A 23,932-nucleotide genomic window follows, 5' to 3' on the forward strand; every position below is an offset into this window, starting at 1 on the left:
ATAACGAATCTTTGTCGAAGGACGTAACAGATGAGCAGGGTTTTGGTAATCGGCGCCGGCGGTGTCGGCTCGGTCGCGGTGCACAAGATGGCGATGAACGCCGATATTTTTACGCACATCAGCTTGGCAAGCCGCACCAAGAGCAAGTGCGATGCGATTGCCGCGTCGGTCATGGAGCGCACAGGCGTGAAAGTCGACACCTATGAAATTGATGCCGAAGAAGTGCCTGCGCTGACCCGCCTGATCGAGAAAGTCCAGCCAGCCCTCGTCGTCAATCTGGCACTGCCCTATCAGGACCTCGCTATCATGGACGCCTGCCTTGCTGCCGGTGTGCATTATATGGATACCGCGAATTATGAGCCGAAGGATGAAGCCAAGTTCGAATATCACTGGCAATGGGCCTATCAGGACCGCTTCAAGGATGCAGGGCTGATGGCGCTGCTGGGTTCGGGTTTTGATCCAGGCGTGACCAGCGTGTTCACAACCTATTTGAAGAAGCATCATTTCGAACGGATCGACACGCTCGACATCCTCGATTGTAACGGCGGCGACCATGGCCAGGCCTTTGCCACCAACTTCAATCCCGAGATCAACATCCGCGAAGTGACCGCGGTCGCACGCCATTGGGAAAATGGCGACTGGGTTGAAACCCCGCCGATGTCGGTGAAGCAGCAGTTCGATTTCGAAGGCGTCGGCCCGAAGAACATGTACCTCATGTATCATGAGGAAATCGAAAGCCTGAAAACGCACCTGCCCGAAATCAAGCGTATCCGATTCTGGATGACCTTTGGCGATGAGTATATCAAGCACCTGACCGTACTCCAGAATGTCGGTATGACGCGCATTGATCCGGTGAAGTATCAGGGCGTCGAAATCATTCCGCTGCAGTTTCTGAAGGCCGTGCTGCCCGAACCTGCAAGCCTTGGCCCGACGACGAAGGGCAAGACTAATATCGGATGCATTGCGACCGGTATCGGCAAGGACGGCAAGGAAAAGACCCTCTACATCTACAACATCTGCGACCATGAAGACGCCTATGAAGAGACCGGCAATCAGGCAGTCAGCTACACCACCGGCGTGCCGGCAATGATTGGCGCGGCCTTGGTGGTAAAGGGCCTGTGGCGCGGGCATGGCGTATTCAACATGGAACAGTTCAATCCCGATCCGTTCATGGATATGCTCAACCAGCACGGCCTGCCATGGCAGGTGAAGGAACTGGATGGGCCGCTGACCTTCTGATGGAAACCAGAGCCGGAGATCCCGGGGCTTTTGCCCGATTTGACTTGAACCGCGTGCCGACGCCCGCCTTTGTGGTGGACGAGGTCGCAGTGCGAAGGAACCTTTCGATCCTGGCTGATGTTAAGGCGCGGTCGGGGGCGAAGGTGCTTTCAGCGCTCAAGGCCTTCTCGATGTGGTCGCTGGCCGATGTGGTTGGCGAATATCTCGATGGCGTGTGTACCAGCGGGCTTTGGGAAGCACGGCTGGCACGCGACTATTACAAGGGCGAGATTGCTACATATTGTGCGGGTTACAAAGCGGCGGACATGGCAGAAATCGTCGCAATTTCGGATCATGTAATCTTCAACTCACCGATGCAGCATGTGCGTTTTGCGGGTTATCTCAACGAAAACACTGATGTCGGCCTGCGCATCAACCCAGAGCATGCCGAGGGAGAGGTCGCGAAATATGATCCCTGCTCTCCGCATTCCCGTTTGGGCTTTCCTGTCAACCAGTTGAGGCCGGAACATCTGGAGGGCGTTTCGGGACTCCATTTCCACACGCTGTGCGAGCAGGATTTTGAACCGCTTAAGCGTACATGGAAGAGCCTGAAGCCAAAGATCGCGCCTTATTTTGCACAGCTGAAATGGCTCAATTTCGGCGGTGGCCACCATATAACCCGCGCCGATTACCAGCGCGAGGATTTGGTAGAATTCATCAAAGCCGTTCGCGCCGAAACCGGCTGCGATGTGTATCTGGAACCTGGTGAGGCAATCGCGCTCGACGCAGGGATATTGGTCGGCGAGTTGCTCGATGTTTTTAACAACGGTATGCCCATCGGCATCACTGACATCAGCGCCACCTGCCACATGCCCGATGTGATTGAGGCCCCCTATCGTCCGGCAATGCTGGGTGAACGATCAGATGGCCCCGTAATCCGCCTAGGTGGCCCTTCCTGCCTTGCCGGAGACATTATCGGCGACTACAGGTTGCCTGTCGTTGCCGACGCAGGCCAGCGCTTCGCCTTCCTCGACCAGGCGCATTATTCGATGGTGAAGACGACCACCTTCAACGGCGTTCCGCTGCCCTCGATATGGCTTTGGAACAGCGAAACCGACGAATTGCGGTGCGTGCGCGAATTTGGCTGGGAAGAGTTCCGCGATCGACTGAGTTGACCACCCCAACAATTATGTTAAGTTTGTAAAAAGAGGGTCGCATCGAGAAGGGGAGTTACTCGATGCCATATCGTTACGCACATTATTATGTAGGTTTTGTCCTGCTTGTCATCCTTGGCGGCTTTTGGGCCAGCTATTGGTCTGCCATCGGCAATGTTCCCATCGCCTTTCATATGCATGCCATGAGTTCGTCAACATGGTTGCTGCTCCTTATCGTCCAGAGTGTATCAATCCATCGCCGCGCTAATGGATTCCATAAACAAATGGGTCAGGCCAGTTTTGTTCTTTTCCCATTCCTCATCCTTGGCTTCATGATGATCATCGATGTTTCAGCCAATCGTTACGCGAGCGCAGAAGGCGATTTCATTCTCCACAATGGCCCGTCTTTTGGATTAGGTATGGCCATCGCTATCGCGGCTTATCTGACACTTTACTATCAGGCACTGAAGAATCGCAGGAATATCAAATTGCACGCGGGTTATATGCTGGCGACCCCTTTGATCCTGTTTGAATCCCCATTTTCAAGGGTCATGGAACAATTCATGCCGTGGATGAATTTTATCGGCAGCGAAGGCCCGCAAGCTGTTCAAGATACGATCGCCATTAGCGACGGGATTGGTGTTGTATTTGCTCTTTCCATTTACTTCATGGACAGAAAGCATGGTGCGCCGTGGCTCGTCGCGGCCTTCTTCATGGCTTTGCAAGCTGCTGTAATGTGGTTCGCGCCATTTTTCCCGGAATTGGGGACATCGTTCCGCGCCTATGCGCAAATTCCCATGCCAATTACGTTGACCGCCGGAGTGCTGGCTGGAGCGGCAGCGGCGTGGTTTGGTTGGCACGCAGGCGGAGGCAACAGGCAAGCGATGGCCAAGGCTATGGCCTGACCAAATCCCTCTCTACCCGATGTTGAGACTGCCAGTTGGCATCGGGCAAATTGGGGTCCATTTTCACTTTACAAACACCCCCCCGAATCATATAGCGCCCTTCCGCTGCCCCAGGGGGACTTCCAATAACCGCAAGGCAGCCTTGTTGTTTCACCGTTTGTTTTTTGGGGGTCCCTTGAGTTGCACAACTATCCTGATGCTGCGTCCCTAGTCCGCGCCCTGCGCCCGGATGAGCCCGTAACACTCCTACGCCCGCATGCTGCGACGCGCGCCGCCCGCTTCTTTGTTGAGAAGTTTCCGGGTCGGTCGCTCTATGCTGTAAAGGCCAATCCCTCGCCCGCGCTTCTCGAAACGCTGTGGGCGGCTGGAATCACACATTACGACGTCGCTTCGCTCGGCGAAGTGCGGCTCGTGCACAAATTCCTGCCCGATGCGAAACTGTGCTTCATGCATCCGGTTAAGTCCGAGCGCGCAATCGCGCAGGCCTATCACAACCATGGCGTGCGCACCTTCAGCCTCGACAGCCGTGAGGAATTGGACAAGATCGTCCGCGCTACGGCGACCGATGGCGTTGCTGCTGCGGACCTTGAGTTGTGCGTGCGAGTCCGCGTGTCGTCAGACCATGCAAAACTCAGCCTCGCGGCCAAATTCGGTGCCGAACCTTCTGAAGTCGCAGACCTGCTGGTCGCGACCCGTCAGGCCGCCGATAGCCTTGGCATTGCTTTCCATGTCGGCAGCCAGGCGATGACGCCGCTGGCCTATGCCGAAGCGATGGAGAAAGTGCGCGCGGCAATTGTCGAAGCATCGGTTACGGTCGATATAGTCGATGTTGGCGGCGGATTTCCATCGGTTTACCCCGGCATGGAGCCTCCGCCGCTCGAAGCCTATTTCGAAACGATCCACCGCACGTTTGAAGATTTGCCAATCAGCTACTCGGCAGAGCTTTGGTGCGAACCGGGCCGTGCGCTGTGCGCCGAATATGCTTCCTTGCTGGTCAAGGTCGAAAAGCGCCGCGACAATGAACTGTACATCAACGACGGAGCCTATGGCGCGCTGTTTGATGCAGCGCATGTTGGTTGGCGCTTCCCGGTCGAACTGATGCGCGAGAGCGACAGCGACGATCAGGCCGAGTTCGCTTTTTACGGCCCGACCTGCGACGACATGGATTATATGGCTGGCCCGTTCATTCTGCCTGCCGACGTGAAAGCTGGCGATTATATCGAAGTGGGCATGTTGGGTGCCTATGGTTGCGCGATGCGAACCGAATTCAATGGTTTCGGTGAAACCGAGGATTTCGTGGTTGAGGATGAGCCTATGGCGAGTCTTTATACGCGCATTGCCGCCAATGATTTGGGTAATGTCCACCACATCGGTAAGCGATCCGCACAATAAGTTGCATTTGACAATTTACACAGGTTGAAGCACCCTCCCCATCATCGAAAACGGGGAGGGTTTTCTTATGGATACAACGATACTCGCGCCTGCGGCCGTATTGGTTGCTTGGTCATTGGTAATGCTTGGCTGGTTGGCCATTGCTCGCTTTGGCATGCTTGCAAAATTGGGAAGCAAGGAGCCGCCTGCACCCGGACTGCGCGGACAGGATATCGATCCGATGCTCGGCACTGCCGCGTGGAAATCGCACAATTATGCGCATCTTATGGAGCAGCCGACCATCTTTTATGCGGCGGTTTTCATCCTGCATATATCGCAGGCGGCCACGCCGCTAATGGTGAAATTTGCATGGGCCTATGTTGCCTTACGCATCATCCATTCGGTTTATCAGGCGGTCGTCAACAAGGTGATGGTCCGTTTTTCGATATTTGCGCTGTCGACCGTGTGTCTGGTCGTGCTTGCAGTAAATGCCTTGATGGCAACGCTTTGATAACAGAACGGGAGGAGATTCTATGGAACATGCTGAAATCCTGAAACCAGTCGCGGTGCTCGCAGGCTGGACGATGCTGATGTGGATATGGATGTACGCTACGCGCATCCCCGCAATCAACAAGCTGCCTAAAGATAACAGCGAAGGGGCAGATGTGGGTTGGACAAGTGCCAAATTGGAGGGGCTATTACCTGGCAATATCCAGTGGAAGGCGCACAATTATAACCACCTGCACGAGGCCCCGACCGTGTTCTACGCAGTTGCGCTGTTGCTCGCCATTATTGGTCAGGGCGATGGCCTGAACGCCACTATCGCTTGGGCCTATGTAGGCCTGCGCATAACGCACAGCCTGTGGCAATCGCTGGTGAACAAGGTGGCCGTGCGCTTCCTGCTGTTTGCGCTGTCGTCACTCGCGCTGATGGCGCTGGTGCTGCACGCCATATTGGCCGTATTTCATTGATTTGAAAGTCACTGGCGGGGGAATTCTCCCGCCAGTTCGACATGGGTTGACCAGCGAAATTGCCCGACAGGCCATATCCGCTGAAGCCTGAAGCCACCTGAAATTAGTGTCTTTGCATCGCGTGCAAAGCTGGATGGGTTGCAGCTTACATAGGCGATCTTCGACACATCCGCTTTCGCAAGTTCGGCAACCTGTTCACGCGCACCAGCCCTTGGTGGGTCGAGGATAACGGCACCGAAACGATTAAGTTCTGCTGTCGTCAATGGCCGCCGGAATAGGTCACGGTGCTCTGCGAACAGCGACAGGCCAGCCTTGCTTGCCGCCGCCTTCATCGACAGCAGCGCCGCCCGTTCAGCTTCTGCAGCGAACAGCTTGCGGCCCTGAACAACGGCGAAGGCAAAGGTTCCAAGTCCGGAAAACAGATCTGCCACCAGCCTCGCTTCGCTTACTATTTCCTGTACCGCCAAAGACAGCGCCTGTTCTCCATCGCGTGTGGCTTGCAAAAATCCATAGGGTGGATAGGCCACCGAAATCCCATCGAGCGTGACGGTCGCGGGCTCAGGCTCCCAATAGGTCGTCGGGCCGTACCCGTCGTCTGTAGAGAGCCGAGCCAAATGGTTGGCCGTTGCAAAGGCCGTCATCGCCTCATGCGTTTCCAAACCCTCGGGCGCCCAGTTCTCGATCAAGACATCCACGCCCTGATCAACCAGCGCCAGTTTGATTTCCACATTGCGCTTTGGCCCGATGCGCGGGGCGAGAAAGGCCCGTAACGGTTGCAGCAGCGAAAACAGGTCCGGCACCATGATGTCGCATTGCTTCAAATCGACGATGCGATGGCTCTTTTCCGAGCTGAAGCCCAGCTGGAATTGCTTGCCAGCCCAAGCTGATCGTACCGCTACGCGACGCCGACTGTGCGGTGGAGAGATGTGCACCGGCATGAATTCCGGCAGATCGATATCCTGCGCCACAAGGGCGTGGACGATGCGATCCTGCACGAACGTCTTGAGCGTTTCTTCGTCCAGATGCTGCAACTGAAAACCGCCACACAGCTGGAAGTGCGGGCAAGGCGGATCGGCATGGTGCGGGCCGTGGATCAAACCGCCGCCGGGATTAAGGCAATCTCCGGGCGCTGCGAAAGGCACATGCCGCCCGTCGGCGGTAACGCCGTCGCCGCGTGAGGCTATTCGGATGATTTCGCTGCTGTCATTCACGCTATGCGCCTTGCCCGCGCACGCAGGCAGAAGCAAGCTTGGCGGTCTATTTCTGCCCTGTTGATTTGATATCGGCAGGCAGACGGTAGATATCGTCACCCGAACTGACCTCAATCATTCCACCACCAAGGATCTTGATATTGGTTTCATCAAAACCGTCGGCCGGGGCCAGCCCGCGACCGTCGGTAAGGATGTTGAAACGGCGAAACCCGCCATCGGGATGACGCACCACGAGCATTTTGCCCTTTTCACCAGGCATGGTTTCGGTGGCGCACACCCGTTCGAACTTGGTTGAACCGGCGAGCGCGCATTCAATGCGGTCGGCCTCGGCAACGCCTTCGACCCCGCTGGCAGGCGCACCATCGCCACAAGCAGCCAATGTCAGGCTGGTGGCCGTGGCAACGAAAAGGAAACGCGCAGTAAGAGTCATGGCTGCTCTATAGTCTGCGAGTTATGGCTTAGCCTAGAGCATTAACCCTGCTTGTTGGGCCGCTATCCGCGTGGCTTAGGCACAAGCTGTGTAACGTCGCGGATCGCTCCGCGCGCTGCACTGGTGGTCATAGCCGCATAGGCCTGCAAGGCGACCGAGACTTTACGCGGGCGTTCCTTCGCCGGTTGCCAGCCCTTGGCATCCTGCACTGCACGGCGTTTGGCCAGTTCTTCATCGCTGACTGCCAGATGGATGGTGCGGTTTGGAATATCGATTTCGATCCGGTCGCCATTTTCGACTAGGCCGATCGTACCACCCTCTGCAGCCTCCGGCGAAACATGGCCTATCGACAGCCCGGATGTACCACCCGAAAAGCGTCCATCGGTCAGCAGCGCACAGGCGGCACCCAATCCCTTCGATTTCAGATAGCTGGTCGGGTAGAGCATTTCCTGCATTCCCGGACCACCTTTCGGTCCCTCATAGCGGATGACAACGACATCGCCAGCCTCGACCAGGCCGGTCAAAATCGCGGTTACCGCCGCGTCCTGGCTCTCATAGACCTTGGCGGGGCCCGTAAATTTTAGGATGCTCTCATCCACGCCTGCCGTTTTCACGATGCAGCCATCAAGTGCGATATTGCCGTTCAAAACAGCCAAACCACCATCTTTCGAAAAGGCATGTTCAGCCGAACGGATCACCCCTCCTTCGCGGTCCAGATCAAGCTCGTCCCAACGGCGTGATTGGCTGAAGGCGGTTTGCGTTGGCACGCCACCGGGAGCGGCTTTGAAGAAATTCTGCACATCCGGATCATTGGTGCGCGCAATGTCCCATTGGTTGAGCGCATCGCCCATTGTCCGGCTGTGAACGGTAGGGAGATGCGTATGCAATAACCCGGCCCGGTCCAGTTCCCCAAGGATCGACATGATGCCGCCGGCGCGATGGACATCCTCCATATGAACGTCCTGCTTGGCCGGTGCGACTTTTGACAGGCAGGGCACTTTCCGTGACAGCCGGTCAATATCGGTCATGGTGAAATCGACCCCAGCCTCATAGGCTGCGGCAAGCAGGTGCAGCACGGTATTGGTCGAACCGCCCATTGCAATGTCGAGGCTCATCGCATTTTCGAAGGCTTCGAATGTCGCGATGTTGCGCGGCAAAACGCTCTCGTCCTCCTGCTCGTAATAGCGGCGACACAGCTCGACTGCGAGTTCACCCGCACGCAGGAACAACGCCTTGCGGTCAGAATGGGTCGCAAGCGTTGAGCCATTGCCGGGAAGCGAAAGGCCCAGCGCTTCAGTCAGGCAGTTCATCGAATTGGCGGTGAACATGCCCGAACAGGAACCGCATGTCGGGCAAGCCGACCGTTCGATCGTTGCGACTTCTTCATCACTATATTTCCCGTCGGCCGCGGCAACCATCGCGTCGACCAGATCGAGCGCGACTTCCTTGCCTTTCAGGATGACCTTGCCCGCCTCCATTGGCCCGCCGGAGACGAACACCACGGGAATGTTGATGCGCAGAGCAGCCATCAACATGCCGGGCGTGATCTTGTCGCAGTTGGAAATGCAAACCATCGCATCAGCGCAATGCGCGTTGACCATATATTCGACGCTGTCGGCAATCAGATCGCGACTTGGCAAGGAATAGAGCATCCCGTCATGCCCCATGGCGATACCATCATCGACAGCGATGGTATTGAATTCCTTGGCAACGCCGCCTGCGGCTTCAATTTCGCGCGCGACCATCTGGCCGAGGTCCTTCAAATGGACATGCCCCGGCACGAACTGGGTGAAGCTGTTGACCACCGCAACAATCGGCTTGCCGAAGTCGCTATCTTTCATGCCCGTTGCGCGCCAAAGCCCGCGCGCGCCTGCCATATTACGGCCATGGGTTGAGGTGCGCGAACGAAGGGCGGGCATGAGGGAGACTCCTGTAATATTATTTCGCCAATAAGGCGTTTGCAGGCGCCTTACAGCGCTAAGCCCGCAGTTTCAACGCCACTTCGTTGCAAATCCGAATAAGGCGGTTTGCCCAGGCAGACTGTCCCGTCCCGTCACCGATCTGGTCCTGCCGGATTTCGATGCCGAGATAGGGCCTGCCATGAGCTTCGCAATGGCGGTTCATCGTCGCGTTGAGCAGCTTGCCTGAATAGGGTTGCTGGTCGCCAACGCACAGGCCCTCCGCCTCAAGCATGGGAATGGCAATACGCGCAGCGCGATCATCTTCGTTATACAATACGCCAACTTGCCACGGCCGTTTCTGCTCTGGATGGCTTTCCAATTGTGGAGTGAAGCTGTGCAAGGAAAGGATTAGCGCTGGCCGATGTTGTTCCAGCAATTCCGCTAGTTTCACATGATACGGCCGGAAGAAGCGATTGAGGCGCGCCTCATGCGCTTCATGGTCGAGGGCGTTTCCCGGTATCGCATGTCCATCGCTGGCGATCGGAATCGCCGCAGGTTGATGTTCCTCTCGATTGAAATCGCAAACCAGACGGCTGACATTGCCGAGAAACGCCGCATAGCCGGTACTTTCTGACATGATCTCGGCCACGCCTGCAACCCCTATGTCGATGGCAATGTGCTGGTTCAACACGACCGGATCGATGCCCAGATGGATATCATCCGGAACGCGGTTAGACGCATGATCGCTGACAATCAGGATGCCACCTGCCTTGGGTTCACCGATCAGTTTCCAAGCGTCATTCATCGCAGCACCGTTGGCAGCAACCACCAGTCCGGCCTCGATTCCGATATGGCCTGTGCAGACCTGTCTCTGTCATCCAACGACCCGAACAACACAAAACAGGTCGCGCCTGAACCTGACATACGCACAAAAGTGACACCCGGTTGCACTTTAAGCTGAGTAATCACCTCAGCAATTTCCGGAACCAACCCGATCGCCGGCACCTCCAGATCATTGCGCGCATGCCGCCAGTCCTGCACATCTAGCACACCCCGGTCAGCCCCATCCCAAGCCTTGAACACAGCACCGGTCGGGCAGGGTTTCAAAGGATTGACGAGCAGGATCGGTGCGCCAGCGATGTCGTGGACAGCCAGTGCGGTGAGCTTTTCACCGACGCCGCTGCCGAAAACGGTCTGCGACTGCAGGCATGCCGGAACATCTGCGCCAAGGCGGATCGCTATTTCCTGCACCGCTGCATCGGGAATAGCGACTCCCCACAGTCGTGTCAGAAGGCGTAGCGCGGCAGCTGCGTCAGCCGAACCTCCGCCAATACCGGCTGCAACAGGCAGGCGTTTATCGAGCTTGATTAGCGCTCCCTGCCCCGTCCCAGCGGCGACCTGCAGCGCCTTTGCAGCGCGCAGAACCAAATTGGTGTCATCGGCCTCCAAACCCTTGCCAAACGGCCCCGTAATAGAAAGCGCAAGTGTATCTGCCTGCTCCGCCGTCAAAAGGTCGCCATCTTCCGTAAACGCAAAAAGCGTTTCCAGTTCGTGATAGCCATCCTCGCGCCGCCGCCGGACATGCAGCGCAAGGTTGATCTTGGCGTAGGCGGTTTCGCTCAACAGCATCGGCTTAGGGTGCGGCCGTCTCTTTGGTCCAGCCAAAGTCGATTTTTCGGGTCAAACGCTCTGCCACATTACCTTCGGCTGCCAGCGCCGCGGCCTTCCAGGCGAAACGCGCTTCGGTCCGCCGTCCGTTGGCCCAATAGGCATCGCCCAGATGTTCGTTGATCGCCACATCGGCAATCGCACCCTTAACCGCGCTTTCGAGCAACGGTATCGCCGCGTCGGTTTCGCCACGCAAGAAATGCGCCCAACCCAGCGAGTCCGTGATGGCGGCAGATTGTGGCGCGAGTTGGTGCGCCTTCGAAACAAGGTCGAACCCTCGTGCGACGTCGATCCGTCGTTCGAGCAGAGAATATCCCAGATAGTTGAGGATCTGCGCGTTTTGGGGGTCAAGAACAGCCGCATCCTCCAATGCATTTCGGGCGCTGTCCCAATCGCCATTTGCATCGAGGGCCGTTGCGAGCAACAACAGGTAGACCGCGCGCCTTGGTCCATTTGCACCTCCCGCATCCTGATCAAGCAGACTGCGATAGACTGTTATGGCCTTATCTCGCTTTTCTGCCTGCTCGAGCGTTTGCGCGTGGAGCAGTTTCAGTTGCGACGAAGCAGGCTGCATCTCTGAAGCCGATCGGGCAATTGCAACCGCCTCTTCAGGCGTGGCCGCCAATTGGGTTTGGTTAACAACGGCTTGGGTCCAGAAAGGCGAAGCTGGCGCAATCACTTTCAGTAGCCCGGACGCCTTTGCATCCAGCCCTTGCCTGTCAAACAATTCTGCCAAGGACAATTTGGCGGCATCGCTGGACGGCGCGATCCAGTTGGCGATACGCGCGAAATACAGAGCCTTCTGCGGCTGCCCCTGCTCATCAAGTGCCAATCCGAGACGGGCGAACAGCATTGCCAGCCCTAGTTCCGCAGTAACTGGCGGCGTCGCATAATTGCCCGCATCCAGACCGATCTGTCGCCCCAGTGCGGATTCGAACTCAGCATCCCCGCTTCGCGAAAATTCACCCATAGCGTGCCCGGCAAGGAAGCGGCCGTGCGGCTCATCATAACCCCTGAAATTACGCAGCCGCAATTTTGCCTGCGCAATATTACGCTCGGTAAGATCGAAGTATATCAGCTGATCGTCGCTGTAATAGGCGGTGAGCCCAGATGATTGGAATGTCCGTACATCGACGCCGGAATCGCGCCCTTGCGCAACATTCAACCAGCCCTTGAGCATCGGCATCATGAAAGCAAAATCGCCTTCTGCTTCCAGATCAGTCAATGTGCGATCCGCTTCACCCCATTTCTTTCGACGAAAAGCATCGGCAAGAAGCAAAAGCGGTGCATCGCTGTCAGCCTGTTCCGCCTTGGGCGCAGCTTCCCCGCCAGCCACCGCATCGATGAAACTCCCTTCCCGAACCGCCGCATCCAACAGGTTGCTGGCCGCTGCCTCGCTATCCGGGCTACGCGCAAGCAGCTTCGCATAGCTTTTCAACGCCTCATCACCGCGGCCGGTTATTTCCTGCCGCTGCGCATTCCAGTAAATGTCGCTCGCCTCCTGCGCCGCAGAGGCTGGCGCGGCAATCGCCAGCAATACGGAAACAGAAAGGGTCTTACATATTCGGATAATTGGGGCCACCTCCGCCCTCGGGCGTCACCCAGTTGATGTTCTGCGTCGGATCCTTGATGTCGCAAGTTTTGCAGTGGACACAGTTTTGCGCGTTAATCTGAAGGCGCAGTTGCCCTTCATCCTTACCGACGATTTCATAAACACCTGCCGGGCAGTAACGCGTTTCTGGCGCGTCATAGAGCGCGAGGTTAACGGTGATGGGCACCTCGGGGTCTTTGAGCTGCAAATGGCAGGGCTGGTCTTCCTCATGATTGGTGTTTGACAGAAACACCGAGGAAAGCCGGTCAAAGCTGATTACGCCATCGGGCTTTGGATAATTAACGGGCTGATACAGGTCCTTGCGGCCAAGTGATTCATTGTCCGCATGATGCTTCATCTCGATCGGCAGGCCGATCTTCAGCGTGCGCATCCACATGTCGATACCTGCGAAGATTGTACCATAGGTTTCGCCATATTTGGCGACCGCAGGCTGGGCATTTTTTACCAGCTTAAGCTCGGTCGCGATCCAGCTTTCGTTGAGATTGGCCTGATAATCCGACAATTCGTCATGCTCACGGCCCGCGGACAGCGCAGCCGAGATGCTTTCTGCAGCCAGCATACCCGATTTCATTGCGGTGTGACTGCCCTTGATACGGGGAACATTGACGAAACCAGCAGAGCAACCAATCAGCGCGCCGCCCGGGAAAGCGAGCTTCGGCACCGATTGCCAGCCACCTTCGTTGATCGCACGCGCGCCATAGGACACACGCTTGCCGCCTTCCAAAATCTTGCGGATTTCGGGATGCTGCTTCCAACGCTGGAATTCCTCAAACGGGAAGACATGCGGGTTGGTATAATCGAGCGCGACGACGAAGCCTAAGGCCACTTGACCATTTGCCTGGTGATAGAGGAAGCCCCCGCCCCAACTTTCGGTTTCAGACAGTGGCCAGCCTTGGGTGTGGATTACCCTGCCCGGCTTGTGTTTTTCAGGCTCAATATCCCACAATTCCTTCATGCCGATACCGTAAACCTGCGGCTGGCAATCACGCTCCAAATCATATTTTGATTTCAATTGTTTTGTGAGATGTCCGCGCGCGCCTTCTGCAAACAAGGTATATTTGGCGTGCAATTCCATCCCCGGCATATAGTCGGGCTTGTGGCTACCGTCGCGGGCTACACCCATGTCTCCGGTCGCAACGCCCTTTACAGAGCCATCATCATTGTAGAGGATTTCGGCAGCCGGGAAGCCCGGGAAGATTTCGACGCCGAGATTTTCGGCCTGCGTGCCCAGCCAGCGACACAGATTGCCAAGCGAGCCTGTATAGGTGCCCTTGTTGTGCATCCAACCCGGCGTGAACAGATGCGGAATAGCCATATGGCCGCCGCGCGAAAGCACCCAGTGGTGGTTTTCGGTGACCGGAACGTCGGCCATCGGACAGCCTTGATCTTTCCAGTCCGGCAGCAATTCGTCGATTGCTTTCGGATCGAATACCGCGCCAGACAAGATATGGGCGCCGATTTCCGACCCTTTTTCCAGGATGCAAACAGAGGTTTCAGGGTTAATCTGTTTGAGGCGAATGGCCGCAGATAGGCCTGCCGGACCGCCACCGACGATCACCACATCATAGGGCATCGACTCCCGTTCGCTCATAGCAACTCATCCTTCCCTTTGCCCTGATATCGGGCTGTCTCGATTTTGCCTCAACTGACAGGATTCGCCATGCCAAGCAATTGACCTTCGCGTCAACCAGTGACTGATGCGAAACATGCAGGTCGCACCGCAGGACAGGGGAAAAATCCTCGCAGACTCGATCATTGGCTGGTGGCACGATGCCGGCGTCGATTATCTGTGCCGTGAAGCGACGACCAACTGGCTGGATGAACCTGCCGCGTCGTCAACAAAGCTGGAAGAACCCATCAGACGCGCAACACCATCGCCGATTGCACCCGTTGCGGCAAAATCTGTAAGCAAAGACTGGCCGACCGATTTTGAAACGTTGCAAAACGTCATCGCCAGCGATGCATCGCTTCCCGGCAATGGCTACAGTCCCGCTCGCGCAGCGCCTCATGGGACACAAGCACCCGAATTAATGGTTCTTGTCGACTTCCCCGAAGAAGCGGATTTGGCGGCCGGAAAATTGGGTAGCGGGCCCATTGGGCAATTGCTGCAGGCGATGTTGAAAGCCTGCGGATACGCGCCCCAAAGCGTCCACCTCTCTGCCCTAGCGCACAGCCGCCCAGCGAGCGGCGCACTGCCACCGCAAGACATTCCAATTTTGGGCGAATTTGCGCGCCATCAGATCAAAGTTGCGCAGCCAGGAAGGTTGCTGCTGCTCGGCTCTGCGGTGTCCGAAGCATTATTGGGCGAAGAACTGATGTCAGCTCGCGCAAATTTACCTGATTTTAACCAAGATGGCGGCATTTTGACCGCAGTGGCAACATTCCATCCGCGAACTCTCCTCGCGCGCCCGGTTTTGAAGGCGCAGGCTTGGAAGGATCTGCAGCGGATCGTGCAGAAAGATCAGCAGTGATCAAGACCGTGCAACTGGGCAAATCTCTCATTCTGGCAGCTTCGGCGTTCGGCATTTCAACAGCCGCGTCTGCGGGCACTGCCGATAGCGTTCGCCAAGCGGTCTCGCCCGATTCGCTTGACGCACTTGGCGCGATGCCGACAAGCAAGGACAAGCAGGCCTATGCTGCCATTTTTGCTGCGATTGACGGCAAGAACTGGGTGGAAGCAGCGCGATTGATTGAGGCTGCACCCAAAGGGCCTATGACTTCTATGGCCCGCGCCGAACTATATCTGGCGGCGGGTAGTCCGAAAGTTGAGGCTGCTCAGCTACAGGCGCTGCTCGAAGAGGCCCCCTGGCTTCCACAAGCCGAACAGATCGAAAAAATGGCTATCAAGCGCGGCGTCGCCGATCTGCCGGTACGACCAGGCACCCGCCGTTTTTCTTTCCTTGGCAGCGCCCCCAAACGCGATCTGCCCGATAGCAACCAAAGCGCAGCAGCCCTTCGCTCCAAGCTGCAGGAATTTATCAAGGCCGACAATCCGGCTGAAGCGGAAGCGCTATTGAACGAACAAGGTGTTTCGCTCGACAGCGAAGCGCTCACCGAACTGCGTTATCGCGTCGCCTGGTCTTACTATATCGAAAATGATGACACAAACGCCCGCCGATTGGCCGCAACGGCAATGGTCGCAGGTGGAGCCTGGGCGACACAATCGCAATGGGTACATGGCCTGGCTAGCTGGCGTCTCGGCGACCAGCGCGAGGCTTTCGCCAGTTTCGACAAGGTTGCACGTACTGCCGATAATGATGAACTGCGTAGCGCAGCGCTTTTCTGGAGCAGCCGTGCGGCAATGGCTGCGCGTCAACCGCAACAAGTGCAACCGCGTCTTCAGGCAGCTGCCCGCCTTCAGGAAACCTTTTACGGTCTGCTTGCCAGCGAAGCATTGGGTATGGAACCGGTCGCGAGCAAGACGATGCGATATCATTCGACCAACTGGAAGCAGCTGGGCCAGCAAGAAAATGTCCGCACTGCCGTTACACTCGCTTCAATCGGCAAAGATAGTCTTGCTGACGAAGCGCTCCGCCATCAGGCCAAGATCGGCAACCCCGAACAACATTCGGCACTCGCGCAAATTGCAGGCGCGTTGAATCTGCCTGCAACGCAGCTTTGGATGGGGCATTATGGCCCATCCGGCGGAAAACTCGATCCGATGATGCGTTATCCCTATCCGAACTGGACGCCAATTGGCGGTTGGCGCATTGACCCGTCGCTGGTTTATGCCCACTCACTGCAGGAGTCCGCCTTCCGCACCTCAGTGATCAGCAGCGCAGGTGCGCGTGGCCTGATGCAGGTTAAGCCATCTACCGCCCAGGAAATGGCGCGCGCGCGCGGCTCTTTCCTGTCAGCGAGCGATCTAGACCGTCCTTCGGTTAATCTGGAATATGGCCAGAGCTACATCGAGAAATTACGCGACATGAACGCGACCGGAGGGCTGCTGCCAAAGGTCATCGCTGCCTATAACGCCGGACCGGCCCCCGTCACGCGCTGGAATAGCGAAATCCGCGACAATGGCGATCCACTGCTGTTTATAGAGTCGATCCCTTATTGGGAAACCCGCGGCTATGTATCGATCATCCTGCGCAACTACTGGATGTACGAAATCCAGCGCGGCAAAAATAGCGGCAGCATGAAGGGACTTGCGCAATATTTATGGCCCACAGTCCCCAAGGAAGGCCGCGTGGCCACTGTTCGCATGGGCAACACGCCACGAAATGGAGGCAGCATTGCCGCTCGATGAAACCAAGCCCTTCAAGCCCGTCAACATCGCGTTGATCACGGTGTCGGACACCCGCACATTTGCAAACGACACCAGCGGTGATCTTTTGGCAGATTTCATAGTCGAGGCTGGACATAAATTGGCCGACCGCGTGATCGAGCAAGACGATGCCTCTCGATTGGTCGCACGGCTGCATATGCTTATCGATGATGACAATATCGACGTTGTCATTTTAACCGGTGGCACCGGCCTCACCGGGCGCGATATTACGCCCGAGGCGCTTGATCGCGTAAAAAGCAAGGATATCCCGGGCTTTGGCGAATTGTTCCGAATGCTGAGTTACGAAACCATTGGCACTTCAACAATCCAGAGTCGCGCTTGTGCAGTGCTGGCGCGGGGGACCTATATTTTTGCCCTGCCTGGTTCGAATGGTGCGGTGAAAGATGGCTGGACCAAGATTTTGGTCCACCAGCTCGACAGCCGTCATAAGCCGTGCAACTTCGTTGAACTGATGCCTCGGCTGCGCGAACAATAATTGTTCTTTATTTGTTCCATGCTTGGTGTTACCCTTTCCGGGTGCCCAAAAGCTGTTACCCGGATTTTGTGGAGGGACGAGGCGCTCCCGCCAACACCTCCCCTTCGCGTTTCAATCTGAATTCGCGAGAGGCGGATGGCGATTGGCTGGATGAACGCGAAGAGATTGACGGAGGTATTGCCCCACTGAGAACGCAAGTGACGTCGGAACGTCCAAAATCCGTCCTTGCCCGCAATACATCTCCTGACATCCCATTCGACAAATCGGTCAACCCCTATCGCGGCTGCGAACATGGATGCATCTATTGCTATGCCCGGCCTACTCATGCCTATCATGACATGTCGCCAGGGCTTGATTTTGAAAGCCGCCTGTTCGCCAAACCCGATGCAGCCAGCTTGCTGCGTAAGGAAATCGGGCGCAAGGGGCATGTACCGACACCCATTGCCTTTGGCACGAACACAGACGCCTATCAGCCCATCGAACGCGAATGGAGGATCATGCGCCAATGCCTCGAAGTACTAGCAAAGGCCAATCATCCGCTAACTATCACGACAAAGTCTGACCGTATCCTGAGGGATATCGATTTGCTGGCACCCATGGCGACGAAGGGGTTGGTGGCTGTAGCAATTTCGGTGACCATGCTCGATCCGGCTTTGCACCGGATTTTAGAACCGCGCGCACCTCGCCCGGAGAAGCGATTGGCGGCAATTAAAGAACTGGCGACCGCAGGCATCCCCACTCACGTCAATGTAGCACCTATCATTCCCGCGATAAACGACCATGAAATCGAGTCTATCATAGAGCGAGCGGCAGACGCTGGCGCAAAAACCGCAAGCTGGATTCCGCTTCGCTTGCCACATGAAGTCGCACCTTTATTTCAGGATTGGCTGCAAGTGCATTTTCCCGACCGAGCAGGCAAAGTTATGTCGATTGTTCGCTCAATCCGTGAAGGCAGAGACAACGATCCGAACTTTTTCCAGCGCATGCGCGGGTCGGGACCTTGGGCTGATTTGATCAGGAACCGTTTTAGAATCGCTGCGCGAAAGGCCGGACTAAACCAGACAAGGATAGAATTGCGCAGCGACCTGTTCATTCCGCCCCGCTGCGACGGACAACTGGCGCTGTTCTGATCAGCCAAAGCTGCTGGTATCACCCTCCATGGGTGCAAAACGAATAAGTCGGCTCGTTTGCACCGCAGCCTGGCGGTTGACCACCGCGAGACGATAGTCGGGGTCGGTGACCATCTCCAGAAACGCTCCGGCGTTGGGATATTGCGCGATGAAAGCTGCGTCCCAATGCTCGTCGGCAGGACCAGTCAGTACGGCCTGAAAGGCGCCGCGCCAAAGGACGCTTCCCCCCACGCGCTGGAAGATAGGTCCGCTGGTTTTACCATATTCCTGATAGGCGCGCTCGCCTGACCAGCCCTTGCCGGCATTTTCGTGACCTTCCGGATAGGCTGCAAGATCGCGATAACGGATCAGGTTGAGCATCTGGATCGGCACATCGCGCGGCAACGCTTTGAAGGCGTTGAATGCCTCACGCGTCGGATCGACATGCGCCTCGACAGACATCAGCCGAGGCTCCGCAGTTTGTAATCCTTGTATTGCTTTCGCAGTTCTGCCTTCTGGATTTTGCCCGTGCCCGTGATCGGCATGCTGTCGACGAAATGCACCTCATCCGGCAGCCACCATTTGGCGATACGTTCCTTGAGGTAATCTATCACATCGGTTTCGGTCAGCGTCTCCGCCTCGGGCTTTTTCACCGCAACAATGATCGGCCGCTCATCCCATTTGGGGTGATAGACACCGATGGCTGCGGCCTGCGCCACGCCAGGGCAGCCCACAGCGGCATTTTCCAGTTCAACCGAACTGATCCATTCGCCGCCCGACTTGATGACGTCCTTGACGCGATCGGTAATCTGCATAGTGCCATTCGGATGGATGACCGAGACGTCACCAGTATCGAACCATTGCTCCCCATCGACGGCATCGGTCTCGGCCTTGAAATAGCGCTTAATCACCCATGGCCCGCGAATTTGAAGCGCGCCTTCGGTGGTGCCATCGCGCGGGGCGACATTGCCGTCCTTATCGATAACGCGCAGCTCGACACCGAATGGGATTTTGCCCTGTTTTGAAACAACATCGATCTGCTGGTCGAGCGTCATTTCATCCCAGCCCGGGATGGGTGCACCCATCGTGCCGATCGGAGAGGTTTCCGTCATGCCCCAAGCGTGAGCAACACGCACACCTTGTGTCATCAGCCGCTCGATCATCATGCGGGGAGCCGCCGTGCCTCCAATGGTCACCAATTGTAATTTGCCAAGGTCATAGCGGCGCCCTGCAGCCTTTTCAGCATCGAGGTGCTGGAACATCGCAAGCCACACCGTCGGTACGCCAGCGCTGTGCGTGACGCCTTCGTCGAGCATCAGTGTATGCAGCACGGCTGCTTCGTTTGTGGTGGAAAAAACGAACTTCACGCCAGCCATCGCACCCGCAAAAGGCAGGCCCCAGCTCGCAGCATGGAACATTGGGACGATCGGCAACAAAACCGCAGTCATCGATAAGTTGAAGATGGTCGGCGCCACCTCCGCCATGGCGTGCAACATGGTCGAGCGATGCTGGTACAGCACGCCTTTCGGGTTTCCGGTCGTACCGCTCGTATAGCGGAGAATGCAAGGGTCGCCCTCGTCGCCCCCCCCCCAATCGAAATTGCCTTCCTGCCCGCCGAGCCATTCTTCATACTGCACACTGTCGAAGACGATATAATGCTCCACTGTCTTCAAATGCGGCTTCAGCCGGTCAATGACGGGCTGGAACTGCGCATCATAGAGCAGCACCTTATCCTCGGCATGGTTCATGATGTAGATAAGGTCTTCATCAAACAACCGGACGTTCACAGTGTGGATCACACCGCCGCAGCCAATCGCACCATACCAGGCTGCCAGATGACGGTGGTGGTTCATCGCAAAGGTCGCAACGCGATCTGCGGGCTTAAGCCCCATGCCGACAAAGGCTTGCGCCATGCGCCGCGCCTCACTGGCAACGCCCGCCCAATTGGTGCGTTCGATGCTGCCATCGGCCCAGCGCGTCACAATTTCGCGGGTGCCATGTTCGCGTTCGGCATAGTCAATCAGATGTGTGACCCTCAGATCCCAATCTTGCATTCCACCCAGCATTTTTCTCTCCCCTGCCCGCTATATTTTCAGCGGACGCTCATCAGATGCGGTTTGACCGGCGCGAGTTCCACATTCTCGACGCCTTGTATTTCTTTGACCTTCTCGACCAGCTCCACGTCAAGCCTGAATTTGCGTCCTAGTACGATATCGGCGGTCTTGCCGTTGGCGGTGCGAGTGCGTGCAATAACTTCACCGCGTCCGCCACCAAGCGGCAGGATCAGGCCTTGAAGCCGCAGAAAGGCATCAGCGCTGTCGATATCCAGCAGCATTTTGAATTGCGTGTTCGATACCAGACCAGCAAGCGGCTTTGCGCTGCGCACAGCGATGCGCGGAATTTCCTCACCCGAAGGCAGGTCCATTTCGACCGTAAGGAGCAGGCATTCTCCGGACTTAGCCCATTCAGCAAGACTCGCGCACACATCTTCATCGAAACAGCTTGCCTGAAACTGGCCGCTGCTGTCTGAAAAATCAGCCTGCACAAAGCGTTTGCCGCGTTTGGATTCACGCCACTTAACCGATTGAACCATTGCCGCAATTACCGCTGATTTGCGGCCGCCTTCGGGTATCGGGCCGCAATCAATGGTTTCGAGATAGCTTTTCGCTCCATGGCTTGCCGCAATCTGGGTGAATTGTGAAATGGGGTGTGAGGAGAAGTAGAAACCGAACGCCTCCCGCTCATGCTCCATTGTTTCCGCGACGGACCATTTCTCGGCATTGGGCAGACGCATCTTTCCTCCATCGGTTGCGGCATCGCCGCCGAACAACCCTCCCTGCCCGCTTTCGCGCTGGTCGCGTGCTGACTGAGCGGTAGCGAGTATAGTTTCAATACCACCAAAGACTGACGCTCGATTGGGTTCAAATTCGTCAAATGCCCCTGCGGAAGCAAGGTTTTCGAGACTGCGACGGTTGATTTGCGATGGATCGGCGCGGTTGGCGAAATCGTCGAGGTCGCGATAGGGTCCATTGGCCTCGCGCTCCGCAACAATGCCTTCCATCGCCTTTTCACCGACATTTTTGAGGCCGGCGAGCGCGTAGCGCACTGCCAATCCGGCATCGCATTCTTCAACGCTATATTCGGCTTCACTGTGGTTGATCGAAGGCGGCAGGCAGTGCGTGCCCATTCGGCGCATATCGTCAACAAACACCGCCAGCTTGTCGGTTTGATGCATATCGAAACACATCGATGCGGCGTAAAAGGCCTCAGGATGGTGCCGCTTCAGCCAGCCCGTATGGTAGGACAGTAACGCATAAGCCGCAGCGTGCGATTTGTTGAAGCCATAGCCTGCAAATTTGTCGATCAAGTCGAACAGTTCGTTCGCCTTAGCTGCGTCTATCTGGTTGTGCTCCGCGCAGCCCTTGACGAAGATCGCGCGCTGTTCATCCATTTCCGACTTGATCTTCTTGCCCATCGCGCGACGGAGAAGGTCTGCGCCGCCAAGCGAATAGCCAGCCAGGATCTGCGCGGCCTGCATCACCTGCTCCTGATAGACGAAGATACCATAGGTTTCGGCGAGAATGCCTTCAAGCAGCGGGTGCGGATACTCAATCTTCTCTTCGCCATTTTTACGGCGGCCGAACATCGGGATGTTGTCCATCGGGCCGGGGCGATAGAGTGAAACGAGCGCGATAATGTCGCCAAAATTGGTTGGTCGCACCGCCGCCAGCGTGCGCCGCATACCTTCGGATTCCAGCTGGAACACGCCCACCGTATCGCCCGATTGCAGCAGTTCATAGGTTGCTGGATCATCAAGCGTCAGCTTGTCAAACTCAACGATGATGCCGCGTTTGGCGAGCATTTGCGCCGCCTTTTGCAGCACTGACAGAGTCTTCAGGCCGAGAAAGTCGAATTTCACCAGCCCTGCTGCCTCGACAAATTTCATGTCGAACTGCGTAACGGGAATATCCGAGCGTGGATCGCGATAGAGTGGAACCAGTTCGGAAAGGGGCCTGTCTCCAATCACCACACCCGCAGCGTGGGTGGAGCTGTGGCGCGGTAAGCCCTCCAGCTTCATCGCAAGGTCGAACAACCGCTTGACCTGTTCATCGCGGCGATACTCTTCGCGCAGTTCGGGAACACCACCCAGTGCCTTCTCCAGATCCCACGGATCGGTTGGATGGTTCGGTACCAGCTTGCACAGCCTGTCCACTTGCCCATAGCTCATCTGCAAGACGCGACCGGTATCGCGCAAAACAGCGCGTGCCTTCAGCTTACCGAAGGTAATAATCTGCGCGACCTGGTTGCGGCCATATTTCTCCTGCACATAGCGGATCACTTCACCACGACGCGTTTCGCAGAAGTCGATATCGAAGTCGGGCATCGATACGCGTTCGGGGTTGAGGAAGCGTTCGAACAGCAAGCCGAGCTGCAACGGATCGAGGTCTGTAATCGTCAACGCCCATGCGACGACCGAGCCTGCACCCGAACCACGCCCGGGCCCCACCGCAATGTCATGCGATTTGGCCCATTTGATGAAATCGGCAACGATCAGGAAGTAACCGGGAAAACCCATCGAGCAGATAACATCGCACTCGAATTCCAGTCGTTCGAAATATGGTTTGCGGGCTTCTTCGTCTTTGATGCCGGCGTGCTCAAGCCGGGCAATAAGTCCCTCACGCGCATCGTCGCGTAACTGCTGTTCTTCTGCCTCTCGGCTGCCCGCAAGACTGGGGAGAATTGGTTTGCGTTTGGGTGCTCCGACCCCGCAGCGCTGCGCAACGACCAGCGTGTTGGACAGCGCCTCGGGCACATCGGCAAACAGTTCGGACATCTGCTGCCACGTCTTGATCCATGCATGCGGGCTGCTTTTACGGCGATCGTCATTCTCGACATATTCGCCATCTGAAATACAGAGCATCGCATCATGTGCGGCGTAGAAATCGGGTTCAGCAAAACAGGCGGGGTTAGTCGCGACCAGCGGTAGATCGCGCTCATAGGCCAGTGCGATTAATGCCTCTTCGGCAGCTTCTTCCGTCGCATCACCGCGCCGCGCCAGTTCAATATAGAGCCGGTCAGGGAAAAGCTTTTGCAGCTTTGAGCAATAGTCAGCGGCGCTATCCAGTTGCCCGTCGGCAAACAGCCGAGCGAGACCGCCCTCACCCGCCGCCGTCAAAGCAATCAGCCCATCGGTGCGCCCTTCCAATTGAGAAAAGCGCACCTGAGCATCGCTATCATCCGGATTTTCCAGATGCGCCATCGAGGTCAAGCGGCAGAGATTTTCATACCCCGCTTCGTCCTGCGCATAGAGTGCAATCCAGTCGCGCACCGCCTGTCCGCCGGCATATTCCGGTGGCCTTTGCAAGCCGAGCATCAATCCCATTATCGGTTGGACGCCGACACCGCGGCAACCGTCTTCGAAAGGCATCACCCCATAGAGCCCGTTACGGTCGGTGATTGCGACAGCCGGAAAGCCTAGGCCCTTGGCATATTTACCGATAGCCTTGGGCTCGATCGCACCCTCTAGCATCGTGTAAGCGGAGAAAACCCGCAAGGGAACAAAGGGTGCGATGGCCATGCGCACAAAGTGCGTCAGTCTCGATGATTCTGCAAATGAAA

Annotated in this window: 20 protein-coding genes; 10 read left to right on the top strand and 10 right to left on the bottom strand. The window is 56.7% G+C overall.

Annotation, left to right across the window (positions count from 1 at the left end; translation table 11 throughout):
* Window positions 1–30: 30 nt before the first annotated feature.
* The 6 genes from Q0239_RS05410 (at window position 31) to Q0239_RS05435 (ending at window position 5,619) form a co-directional block, all read left to right on the top strand.
* Complete coding sequence (locus tag Q0239_RS05410; RefSeq protein WP_298599545.1) at window positions 31–1,239, top strand: saccharopine dehydrogenase family protein; 1,209 nt, start codon at window positions 31–33, stop codon at window positions 1,237–1,239.
* Entirely contained in the window at window positions 1,239–2,393 is a 1,155-nt protein-coding gene (locus Q0239_RS05415) for a carboxynorspermidine decarboxylase (protein WP_298599548.1), read from the top strand. Before Q0239_RS05410 ends, Q0239_RS05415 begins: the two co-directional genes overlap by 1 nt.
* A 62-nt stretch (window positions 2,394–2,455) precedes the next feature.
* Window positions 2,456–3,277: a hypothetical protein gene (locus Q0239_RS05420; RefSeq protein WP_298599551.1), complete on the top strand. Its 822-nt coding sequence runs from the start codon at window positions 2,456–2,458 to the stop codon at window positions 3,275–3,277.
* 180 nt (window positions 3,278–3,457) lie between these two features.
* Window positions 3,458–4,669 carry a type III PLP-dependent enzyme gene (locus Q0239_RS05425; RefSeq protein ID WP_298599554.1) on the top strand — a complete coding sequence of 404 codons (1,212 nt, stop codon included), beginning with the start codon at window positions 3,458–3,460 and terminating at the stop codon, window positions 4,667–4,669.
* 67 nt (window positions 4,670–4,736) lie between these two features.
* Window positions 4,737–5,159, top strand: coding sequence for an MAPEG family protein (locus Q0239_RS05430; RefSeq protein WP_298599557.1), 423 nt, complete (start codon window positions 4,737–4,739; stop codon window positions 5,157–5,159).
* A gap of 22 nt (window positions 5,160–5,181) precedes the next feature.
* Window positions 5,182–5,619 carry an MAPEG family protein gene (locus Q0239_RS05435; RefSeq protein ID WP_298599560.1) on the top strand — a complete coding sequence of 146 codons (438 nt, stop codon included), beginning with the start codon at window positions 5,182–5,184 and terminating at the stop codon, window positions 5,617–5,619.
* Window positions 5,620–5,627: 8 nt separating this feature from the next.
* Here Q0239_RS05435 and Q0239_RS05440 read toward each other — a convergent pair whose 3' ends face one another.
* The 7 genes from Q0239_RS05440 to Q0239_RS05470 form a co-directional block, all read right to left on the bottom strand.
* Window positions 5,628–6,830: a class I SAM-dependent RNA methyltransferase gene (locus Q0239_RS05440; RefSeq protein WP_298599562.1), complete on the bottom strand. Its 1,203-nt coding sequence runs from the start codon at window positions 6,828–6,830 to the stop codon at window positions 5,628–5,630.
* Window positions 6,831–6,876: 46 nt separating this feature from the next.
* Window positions 6,877–7,260, bottom strand: a complete 384-nt coding sequence (locus tag Q0239_RS05445; RefSeq protein WP_298599566.1) for a hypothetical protein — start codon at window positions 7,258–7,260, stop codon at window positions 6,877–6,879.
* A 62-nt stretch (window positions 7,261–7,322) separates the two neighbouring features.
* A complete protein-coding gene (gene ilvD, locus Q0239_RS05450) occupies window positions 7,323–9,179 on the bottom strand; it encodes a dihydroxy-acid dehydratase (RefSeq protein WP_298599567.1) in 1,857 nt (618 codons plus the stop codon).
* A 58-nt stretch (window positions 9,180–9,237) separates the two neighbouring features.
* Entirely contained in the window at window positions 9,238–9,966 is a 729-nt protein-coding gene (locus Q0239_RS05455; RefSeq protein WP_298599570.1) for an N-formylglutamate amidohydrolase, read from the bottom strand.
* Complete coding sequence (locus tag Q0239_RS05460) at window positions 9,963–10,790, bottom strand: 4-(cytidine 5'-diphospho)-2-C-methyl-D-erythritol kinase (protein ID WP_298599573.1); 828 nt, start codon at window positions 10,788–10,790, stop codon at window positions 9,963–9,965. The genes Q0239_RS05455 and Q0239_RS05460 overlap by 4 nt, the downstream gene beginning before the upstream one ends.
* A gap of 4 nt (window positions 10,791–10,794) precedes the next feature.
* On the bottom strand, window positions 10,795–12,366 hold the full coding sequence (locus tag Q0239_RS05465; protein ID WP_298599576.1) for a tetratricopeptide repeat protein: 1,572 nt from the start codon (window positions 12,364–12,366) through the stop codon (window positions 10,795–10,797).
* Between the two features lie 19 nt (window positions 12,367–12,385).
* Entirely contained in the window at window positions 12,386–14,032 is a 1,647-nt protein-coding gene (locus tag Q0239_RS05470; RefSeq protein WP_298599579.1) for an electron transfer flavoprotein-ubiquinone oxidoreductase, read from the bottom strand.
* A 115-nt stretch (window positions 14,033–14,147) separates the two neighbouring features.
* Between Q0239_RS05470 and Q0239_RS05475 the strand changes: the two genes are divergently transcribed.
* From Q0239_RS05475 to Q0239_RS05490, 4 genes are all read left to right on the top strand, one after another.
* Window positions 14,148–14,912: a uracil-DNA glycosylase family protein gene (locus Q0239_RS05475; RefSeq protein WP_298599582.1), complete on the top strand. Its 765-nt coding sequence runs from the start codon at window positions 14,148–14,150 to the stop codon at window positions 14,910–14,912.
* Entirely contained in the window at window positions 14,870–16,690 is a 1,821-nt protein-coding gene (locus Q0239_RS05480) for a lytic transglycosylase domain-containing protein (RefSeq protein WP_298599584.1), read from the top strand. Before Q0239_RS05475 ends, Q0239_RS05480 begins: the two co-directional genes overlap by 43 nt.
* Window positions 16,677–17,204: a molybdenum cofactor biosynthesis protein B gene (gene moaB, locus Q0239_RS05485; RefSeq protein ID WP_298599587.1), complete on the top strand. Its 528-nt coding sequence runs from the start codon at window positions 16,677–16,679 to the stop codon at window positions 17,202–17,204. The genes Q0239_RS05480 and moaB overlap by 14 nt, the downstream gene beginning before the upstream one ends.
* Before the next feature lie 68 nt (window positions 17,205–17,272).
* Complete coding sequence (locus Q0239_RS05490; protein WP_298599590.1) at window positions 17,273–18,334, top strand: PA0069 family radical SAM protein; 1,062 nt, start codon at window positions 17,273–17,275, stop codon at window positions 18,332–18,334.
* Here the strand turns inward: Q0239_RS05490 and Q0239_RS05495 are convergent, their stop codons facing one another.
* The 3 genes from Q0239_RS05495 to dnaE are packed head-to-tail and all read right to left on the bottom strand — an operon-like array spanning window position 18,335 to window position 23,891.
* Window positions 18,335–18,775 (bottom strand): DUF1330 domain-containing protein, encoded by a 441-nt coding sequence (locus Q0239_RS05495; RefSeq protein ID WP_298599592.1) that lies wholly within the window; start codon window positions 18,773–18,775, stop codon window positions 18,335–18,337.
* Window positions 18,775–20,379, bottom strand: a complete 1,605-nt coding sequence (locus tag Q0239_RS05500) for a long-chain fatty acid--CoA ligase (protein ID WP_298599595.1) — start codon at window positions 20,377–20,379, stop codon at window positions 18,775–18,777. Before Q0239_RS05500 ends, Q0239_RS05495 begins: the two co-directional genes overlap by 1 nt.
* Window positions 20,380–20,405: 26 nt before the next feature.
* The gene (gene dnaE, locus Q0239_RS05505; protein ID WP_298599597.1) at window positions 20,406–23,891 is read right to left on the bottom strand and encodes a DNA polymerase III subunit alpha; all 3,486 of its coding nucleotides are present in this window, start codon (window positions 23,889–23,891) and stop codon (window positions 20,406–20,408) included.
* Between the last annotated feature and the right edge of the window lie 41 nt (window positions 23,892–23,932).

Origin of the sequence: uncultured Sphingorhabdus sp. (assembly GCF_937872355.1) — a bacterium.
In the GTDB taxonomy this organism is placed as follows: domain Bacteria; phylum Pseudomonadota; class Alphaproteobacteria; order Sphingomonadales; family Sphingomonadaceae; genus Sphingorhabdus_B.

Excerpts from the sequence above, each read along its gene's own strand:
- Q0239_RS05475 (WP_298599582.1), top strand. The coding sequence starts at position 14,148 with ATGCAGGTCGCACCGCAGGACAGGGGAAAAATCCTCGCAGACTCGATC.
- Q0239_RS05415 (WP_298599548.1), top strand. The coding sequence starts at position 1,239 with ATGGAAACCAGAGCCGGAGATCCCGGGGCTTTTGCCCGATTTGACTTG.
- Q0239_RS05410 (WP_298599545.1), top strand. The coding sequence starts at position 31 with ATGAGCAGGGTTTTGGTAATCGGCGCCGGCGGTGTCGGCTCGGTCGCG.
- Q0239_RS05500 (WP_298599595.1), bottom strand. The coding sequence starts at position 20,379 with ATGCTGGGTGGAATGCAAGATTGGGATCTGAGGGTCACACATCTGATT.
- ilvD (WP_298599567.1), bottom strand. The coding sequence starts at position 9,179 with ATGCCCGCCCTTCGTTCGCGCACCTCAACCCATGGCCGTAATATGGCA.
- Q0239_RS05420 (WP_298599551.1), top strand. The coding sequence starts at position 2,456 with ATGCCATATCGTTACGCACATTATTATGTAGGTTTTGTCCTGCTTGTC.
- Q0239_RS05445 (WP_298599566.1), bottom strand. The coding sequence starts at position 7,260 with ATGACTCTTACTGCGCGTTTCCTTTTCGTTGCCACGGCCACCAGCCTG.
- Q0239_RS05455 (WP_298599570.1), bottom strand. The coding sequence starts at position 9,966 with ATGAATGACGCTTGGAAACTGATCGGTGAACCCAAGGCAGGTGGCATC.
- Q0239_RS05470 (WP_298599579.1), bottom strand. The coding sequence starts at position 14,032 with ATGAGCGAACGGGAGTCGATGCCCTATGATGTGGTGATCGTCGGTGGC.
- Q0239_RS05460 (WP_298599573.1), bottom strand. The coding sequence starts at position 10,790 with ATGCTGTTGAGCGAAACCGCCTACGCCAAGATCAACCTTGCGCTGCAT.
- Q0239_RS05430 (WP_298599557.1), top strand. The coding sequence starts at position 4,737 with ATGGATACAACGATACTCGCGCCTGCGGCCGTATTGGTTGCTTGGTCA.
- dnaE (WP_298599597.1), bottom strand. The coding sequence starts at position 23,891 with ATGGCCATCGCACCCTTTGTTCCCTTGCGGGTTTTCTCCGCTTACACG.
- Q0239_RS05495 (WP_298599592.1), bottom strand. The coding sequence starts at position 18,775 with ATGTCTGTCGAGGCGCATGTCGATCCGACGCGTGAGGCATTCAACGCC.
- Q0239_RS05435 (WP_298599560.1), top strand. The coding sequence starts at position 5,182 with ATGGAACATGCTGAAATCCTGAAACCAGTCGCGGTGCTCGCAGGCTGG.